This window comes from Halorubrum sp. AJ67 (assembly GCF_000513435.1).
Window position 1 is genome coordinate 98,977 of record NZ_CBVY010000005.1, and the last position, 6,657, is coordinate 105,633.

7 protein-coding genes and 1 pseudogene are annotated in these 6,657 nt (G+C 64.9%); 4 read left to right on the forward strand and 4 right to left on the reverse strand.

Annotated elements, in window-relative coordinates; all coding sequences use genetic code 11:
- Positions 1–243 precede the first annotated feature (243 nt).
- Positions 244–1,431, forward strand: a complete 1,188-nt coding sequence (locus tag BN903_RS06660) for an ABC transporter ATP-binding protein (RefSeq protein WP_048076997.1) — start codon at positions 244–246, stop codon at positions 1,429–1,431.
- Between the two features lie 46 nt (positions 1,432–1,477).
- Here BN903_RS06660 and BN903_RS06665 read toward each other — a convergent pair whose 3' ends face one another.
- From BN903_RS06665 to BN903_RS06675, 4 genes are all read right to left on the reverse strand, one after another.
- Positions 1,478–2,215 carry a cobalt-precorrin-7 (C(5))-methyltransferase gene (locus tag BN903_RS06665; protein ID WP_048076998.1) on the reverse strand — a complete coding sequence of 246 codons (738 nt, stop codon included), beginning with the start codon at positions 2,213–2,215 and terminating at the stop codon, positions 1,478–1,480.
- Positions 2,216–2,229: 14 nt separating this feature from the next.
- A complete protein-coding gene (locus BN903_RS17300; protein WP_195155733.1) occupies positions 2,230–2,379 on the reverse strand; it encodes a hypothetical protein in 150 nt (49 codons plus the stop codon).
- Between the two features lie 49 nt (positions 2,380–2,428).
- A complete protein-coding gene (locus tag BN903_RS06670; RefSeq protein WP_154018064.1) occupies positions 2,429–2,920 on the reverse strand; it encodes a hypothetical protein in 492 nt (163 codons plus the stop codon).
- Positions 2,921–3,276: 356 nt separating this feature from the next.
- Positions 3,277–4,071, reverse strand: coding sequence for a hypothetical protein (locus tag BN903_RS06675; RefSeq protein WP_154018065.1), 795 nt, complete (start codon positions 4,069–4,071; stop codon positions 3,277–3,279).
- Between the two features lie 150 nt (positions 4,072–4,221).
- Between BN903_RS06675 and BN903_RS06680 the strand changes: the two genes are divergently transcribed.
- From BN903_RS06680 to BN903_RS17305, 3 genes and pseudogenes are all read left to right on the forward strand, one after another.
- A complete protein-coding gene (locus BN903_RS06680) occupies positions 4,222–4,845 on the forward strand; it encodes a hypothetical protein (protein ID WP_048077001.1) in 624 nt (207 codons plus the stop codon).
- A 186-nt stretch (positions 4,846–5,031) separates the two neighbouring features.
- Positions 5,032–5,577, forward strand: coding sequence for a hypothetical protein (locus tag BN903_RS06685; protein ID WP_048077091.1), 546 nt, complete (start codon positions 5,032–5,034; stop codon positions 5,575–5,577).
- A 207-nt stretch (positions 5,578–5,784) separates the two neighbouring features.
- Positions 5,785–6,657, forward strand: a pseudogene (locus tag BN903_RS17305) (hypothetical protein); the annotation flags it as partial.

Below are 6,657 nucleotides of genomic sequence, written 5' to 3' on the forward strand. Positions count from 1 at the left end.
CTCGCGGTGGGCGACGAGTCGGTCGCGCTCTCGGCCGACGCGGTCCGCGATCACCGCGACGTGATCGACCGAGAGCTGGCCTAAGCGGTCGCGGCGCGGTCGAGCGCCGTCGTCTCCGAGAAAGACCCGGCATCGAATCTACCGATTTCGACGGCGCGAGAGCGAGCGATACGCTTTTAGGTACTCCTAAAGTATGTGACGGCAACCGCGGGACGCCGGTCGCCCGGTGCCCGCCCCTCATCGATGGCATCCACTGAATCAGTCGGGACGACGCGCTCGGCCGAGTCGGACGACGCGGCGACCGAGGGATCGGACGATCGGTCGGTCGATCATCGGGCGGACTCCGCTTCCGACGACGCGAACGCCGCCTCCGCGGATCCGGTGTTGTCGCTGTCGGGTGTCACGAAGGCGTTCGGCCCGGAGACCGCCGTCGACGACGTCTCGCTCGACGTTCAGTCCGGCGAGCTGCTGACGTTCCTCGGACCCTCCGGCTGCGGCAAGACGACGACGCTCCGCACCATCGCGGGACTCGAGGAGCCGACCGAGGGCCGAATCTCGCTCGACGGCGACGTGGTCGCCGGCGACGGCTCGTTCGTCCCGCCGGAGCGGCGCGACGTCGGTATCGTCTTCCAGAACTTCGCGCTCTTCCCGCACCTCTCCGTCCGCGAGAACATCGCGTTCGGGCTGACCGACGCCGACGCTCCAGAGAGCGAGGCGCGCGTCGACGAACTGCTCGAACTCGTCGAGATGACCGATCACGGCGAGAAGACGCCCGACCAGCTCTCGGGCGGCCAGAAACAGCGCGTCGCGCTCGCGCGTTCGCTCGCTCCCGAACCGGAGGTGCTGCTCTTAGACGAGCCGTTCTCGAACCTCGATGTCCGCCTTCGGGTGGAGATGCGCGAGGAGGTCCGCCGCATACTGAAGGCGGCCGGCGTCACCGCCATCTCAGTGACTCACGACCAGGAAGAGGCGCTGTCCATCTCCGACCGCGTCGCCGTCATGAACGACGGAAAAATCGAGCAGGTCGGCCGTCCCGAGTCCGTCTTCGAGCGCCCGGAGTCGAAGTTCGTCGCCTCCTTCCTCGGCCGGGCGTCGTTCCTCGAAGGCGAGCTCCGCGACGGGAAGGTCAAGACCGGGATCGGTCGCTTCGACGCCGTGACGCTGGAGGGGTACGACACCGTCTACGACGGCGCGCCCGTCGACGTGCTCGTGCGTCCCGACGACCTCCGCGCGACGCCCGCGAGCCCCGAACTCGCCGACGGCGTCGTCACCTCGCGGCAGTACGTCGGCCCCTCGTTCGTCTATCGCGTCGAACTCGACTCCGGCGAGGCGGTCCACTGCCTCCACAACCACGTCGAGGAGTTCGACCTCGACGAGTCAGTCACCCTCGAACTCACCGCCGACCACCCGCTCGCGTGGTACCCGCGGTAGGGCCCCTAAGCGTCCTCTTTCCGGTCGAAACCCCGAAGTACGAACCTCACCCGGTCCGCACGACGAGCACGGACAGGTCGGAGAACGGGATCGAATCGCGGCCCGTTCCGCCCGCCGACTCGCGCAACTCGCCGAGCGTCGTCCGAGTCACCGCCTCGTCCGGGTGGGTGAGCCGTTCGAAGACGAGCGCGTCGAGTCCGGGGCCACCGCCGGCGTCGATCAGGTGCGCGGCGATATCTCCTGGCATCCAGTCGAACGGGCGCGGCAGGACGAGCAGGTGTCTGTCGCCGACCGCGTCGCCGAGCCGGTCGAGGTCGGCGTCGATCGCTCCCCGCTTGTGGAGGGTGACGAACGCGGCGTCCTCCATCGGCGTCCGTGCGCGACTCGCGGCGACCTGTAGCGACGAGACGCCCGGGATCACCCGCACCGGCTCGTCGATCGCGCGTTCCACCTTCCCGACGAACTGGTAGCCGGAGTGGTTCGGGTCGCCCATCAACACGGCGATGCCGCGGGCTCCGGCCCGGACCCGGTCGGCGAACCGGTCGAGCGTCGCCGCCTCGTCGTCGTATCCGCAGGTCAGCAGGTCGGCGTCGGTTTCGTCGCTCACGTACTCGACGACGGTCTCGAAGCCGACGACGACGTCGGCCTCGCGCAGCGCTCTCGCTCCGCGTCGGGTGAGATACTCCGGGTCGCCCGGCCCGATGCCGACGGCGCACACAGGGTCATTGACCGCGTCGCGGGGCGGTTCGGGTGCTGTCGCGGCGTCGGGTCGGTCGTCGGTCATCGGTCGCCTCCGGCTCAGAACGTGGCGAGGAACGGAACGGCGTACGCGAGCAGCAGTCCGACGAGCGTGACGGCCGCGCCGATGCCGACCTCTCGGCCCCCGAACGCCTGCATCGGGGCAGTCACGCGCTTGTCCGGGTCCGGCTCGTGGGAGTGGTCGTCCATACGGCTGCGTGCGGTCGCCGAGTACAAAAGACCATCTGAACGGCGAGCGCTACAGCGGACCGAGGGGCTCGACCGCCTCCACCAACACGGCGGCGTTGCGGACCGCGACGGCGGCGAACAGCAGCGACGGCAGCCCGTAGCCGACGGCGCGGACCACCGGTGCGAGATGGCCGTCCCGCCGCCGTCGCGCGATCGCGAGCGCTGCGATCTCAGTCACGGTGACGATCACGACAATGACGGCGATCGAACTGAAGAGAAGTCCGTCGGTGATCCCGAGCCCCTCGAAGACGGGTCGCGCGATCGGATTCACCTCGTAGACGGCCGGCACGTACGCGAGGCCGACGCCCGTCGTGAGCGCGTCCGCGAACTTGGTCGCGAGTAGGACGGCCATGCCCGACACTGAGAGGGAGATGCGGCCGTGGCTGTCGGTATCTCCTAACTCGCTATGTGACAGATATCTACGGTTCGAATCACGGGTGATCGTCTTGGGTCCGTCGCCGGATTCCTGTCTCGTCGGTGCTTGCGGAACGTTTGAGTTCATCGATGTCGGTCGGCGAGACTCCTGCGTGTCCGAATCTCTTCTTCGGTGGTCTCGCCGGTGTCGTGACATATTCTACCATGATAAGCAATTATTTCAGAATACATAAACTTACTGCCCTAGAAATATTCACAATCCGATCGAGGTGTCGACGGCAAATATCTTCAGTTCATTTCGCGACACATCGCGAAACGACGGTAAAAGAATCTTCAAAAATGCCGGAATCACACAGCGCCACAGGTTTACTATCATTTCTCTCACTAAACACGAGCGAATCTAGCCCGACCAAATTCTCTGTCAGCCACGAACCGTGTGATCGTTTCTTCGGTGTCCAGTAAAGACGGAAATCGAACCCGTGTCTAAAGGTTATCTCCGGTCATGGTACCAACGGTGAATCCGTCGATGAGCTGTACAGTGTCACGCTGGAAACCGAATTGCTTCGGAGCGATGTCGGCTGCGCCCCTGATAGCCTCGTAGTAATATTGCGTGTCGATATCGAGGTCGAGACTGACGGTCTCTCCAGGGCCTACAGTAACGACGTCTGCGGGCCTGTCATACGCTTGCTTGACCGTTTCATCGGTACCTACCCCTTCTGCATTGTTATTAGGCGAAATTCGAGTTCCGCCTTGGCTTTCGTCATCATTAACAGTAAACTGATACGCCTGCCGCGCGATCTCCGGACTCAGACTCCCGCCGGCGAGGGTGATATCTTCACCATACTGATTTCTGTCACCATCGTCCGGGAACCGATCGTAGGCGATTCCGACATTCACGGTCTCGTCGACAGGACCGTCGATTTCCAGTATATTCTCGAATGTGGTCGTATCGTTGAGCGGAACGGCCATCCTCACGTCGAGGTCCTCGTTTTCCCCATCTACGTACGCGAGCGGCGGTACAGTATCTTCGTCGAACGCACCACTATCCCTCTCGTCGAGGTCTTGCCCATTGAAGAGATTCGGATTATCCGTGAACTTGCCTCCCTCCCCAATGTTGTCGAACGCACTACCCGGTCCAATTGTGAGGTTCTGCTCGACGACCACCCGAAGATCCGCATCTGAAGACACGGAGTTTTGGAACGCCGCGGACGAGAACGCCGCACCGCTTCCCATCGCCAGTGCCCCGAGACCGAACAGCATGCTGCGTCGCTTTGGCATCAAATATCCACCTACGCGAGAGAACGGGGAGGGTCCACTTAATAGTAGGGAGCTTGAAACGACGCAGATTCGGCCTGAATCCGGAGAAAGCTCGGCTTGAAGCCGATCGACGGCCGATTTTATGTGTGATGTTATCAAATAAATACGCGAATGTACTCACGCCGCGCTACGCTCGCCGCCGCCGTCGCCGCGACTACCGGGCTCGCCGGCTGTCAGGGTGTCGGGATCGAGGTCCCCGGCGTCGGCGGCGGCGACGAACTGGCACAGCAGGACCGACGGCGCGAGGTCCTCGACCGATACGAAGCCGGTATCGAGGGGCGCAACGACGGGATCTCGACGCGCAACCGAGCGATCTCCCTCTTCAACGAGGAGCAGTACCAGACGGCGGTCGACGAGTTCGAGACGGCCCGGACGGGCTTCCGGAGCGCGGCGACCGATCTCGAAGCCGCCGTGGAGGCCGCCGCCGAGCTTGATCCCGCCGCCGACTCCGACGGCTCCGGTACGAACACGTCCGATGGCGACGACGGCAACGGCGATGATGGCGACAGCGATGACTCTCCTGATCCTGCCGCGATCTGTGAGCGGACGCTCGCGGAGGTCCAGACCCAGATCGAGGCGACGGACGTGGGACAGGCCGCCGCGGTCGCGGCCGTTGAGGAGGCTGACGGCACGACGATAAACGATCATATTGAGGAGTACCGGTCACTCGTCGAGGAGGCGTCCGCGACCTCGATCACCGAACCGGAGGGGCTCTCGGAGATTCTCGGCTTCTGACGTCGAACAGCGGAATCGCGCCCGATGGCCGTGAAGAAGTTACGATTATCTTAAATATCACCGACCCGAGTGACTGGGTTGTATGATACGTCGTCGGTGCGGGGTCCCGGAGCGCTCGACTACCGGACCGGCGCGTCGGACACGGCTCGGCGTCGCCGTCGGACCGCCGCGGCGACGGGTCGAATGATGTCGCTCACGGGCCAAGAGAAGTACGACGCTCCCGAAAAAGACGAACTCTACGACCTCCTGAGCAGCCACCGCCGGCGGTACGTCCTCCACTACTGTAAACAGACCGAGGAGCCGGTCACCCTCTCGGAGCTCGCCGAACAGGTCACCGCGTGGGAACACGATAAGACGGTTCCGGAGATCACGTCCTCGGAACGCAAGCGCGTGTACACCTCGCTCCAGCAGACGCACCTCGATCGCCTCGAAAACGCTGGACTCGTCGAGTACGACGGCGACGAGGTGTCGCTTACGAGCGACGCGAAGGGGCTCGACGTCTACCTCGATATCGTCCCCCCGCAGTCGATCTCGTGGGGCGTCTACTACCTCGGGCTGTCGCTGCTGGCGGGCGTCGTCCTCGGCGGCGTCTGGGTGGGTTTTGTCCCCACAGAGACGGTTCCCGAACTCGGCTGGGCGGGGCTCGTACTCGTCGCGTTCCTCGTCTCCTCGGTCGCGCACGTGGTACAGATCCGCCGGAACCGACTCGACCAGTTCGAGCGCCCGCCATGATCCGGCTCCGGGGACGCGGACGACTCGTTCGGGTAGAATCTCGACGTTCAAGGGCACCAATACGAAGTGCGTGGAACTCGAAGTCCTACGTAGAGCGACTATTCCACCCTGTCCGCCGGCTGGCGTTCCGATCGTCACGCGTGCGGTCCGGAGGACGCCGAGGCGATCGGTGACGCGACGAACGACGTCGGTCCGAGGATTCAACATATGGCACGAAAACGTAGCCGGAGCCGAAGCCGGTCGGGCGGTGGGATAAGCCGCCGCTCCGTTCTACTGCTTCTGGGTGTCGGGACCGCCAGCGCGACCGGCGCGTACACGACCGGCGCGTTTGACTCAGTTTCCGGCGACCGTTCGATCGGCGTCGACACCGCGGGCGACGATACGGCGCTGCTCGGCGTCGACACCGAGGACCGCTCCGGGACCGACGGCGAGACGATCACGTTGTTGGAACTGACGAACCAGTTCGGTCAACCGATCGAGTCGATCGACGCCGAGGTGGTCGGCGGGTCCGACGGGCCGGTCGACCCGAACTCGCTGCGGACGCCGATCGGGTTGGCTCCGGGTGAGTCCGGCGTCGTCGAGGCCGACCTGTCGTGTGAGACCAGCCGCGACACGACCGTCGAGGTCGCGGTCACCGTGACCGGAGCGGACCAGTCGGTCGATCTCACCCGGTCCGTCAACGTGAGCTGTACGGTCCCGGATCGGGGCGTGTGCGCGCCGCGCACGCCGTCGGGTTGTACGGACGCGGAGTTCCCGCCGTGGGGCGGCACCGACTGTAGCGTCGTGATCGACACCACCGGAGAAGTCTCCGAGCGGATCGGCGGCGGGATCGAGGTCGGCGGTGCCGTCGACATCCGGACGGACAGTGCGGTCGATATCACCCATCGCGGGAGCGTCGGTGACTACTTCGGTATCGACACCGACGGCGAGATCGCCTTCTCCATGGGCGGCGGCGCGACGGTCGGCGGTCCACTTCAGCTGTCGACGCCGGACGAGGTGACCGCCGACATCAGCGGAAGCGTTGCCGGCGGATTCTGTGCCGACGAGGCGGGCAACCTCACCGTGACCGTCGGCCGCGGG

Coding starts and splice junctions, on each gene's coding strand:
- BN903_RS06675 (WP_154018065.1), bottom strand. CDS start 4,071: ATGCCAAAGCGACGCAGCATGCTGTTCGGTCTCGGGGCACTGGCGATG.
- BN903_RS06660 (WP_048076997.1), top strand. CDS start 244: ATGGCATCCACTGAATCAGTCGGGACGACGCGCTCGGCCGAGTCGGAC.
- BN903_RS06670 (WP_154018064.1), bottom strand. CDS start 2,920: ATGAACTCAAACGTTCCGCAAGCACCGACGAGACAGGAATCCGGCGAC.
- BN903_RS06665 (WP_048076998.1), bottom strand. CDS start 2,215: ATGACCGACGACCGACCCGACGCCGCGACAGCACCCGAACCGCCCCGC.
- BN903_RS06685 (WP_048077091.1), top strand. CDS start 5,032: ATGTCGCTCACGGGCCAAGAGAAGTACGACGCTCCCGAAAAAGACGAA.
- BN903_RS17300 (WP_195155733.1), bottom strand. CDS start 2,379: ATGGACGACCACTCCCACGAGCCGGACCCGGACAAGCGCGTGACTGCC.
- BN903_RS06680 (WP_048077001.1), top strand. CDS start 4,222: ATGTACTCACGCCGCGCTACGCTCGCCGCCGCCGTCGCCGCGACTACC.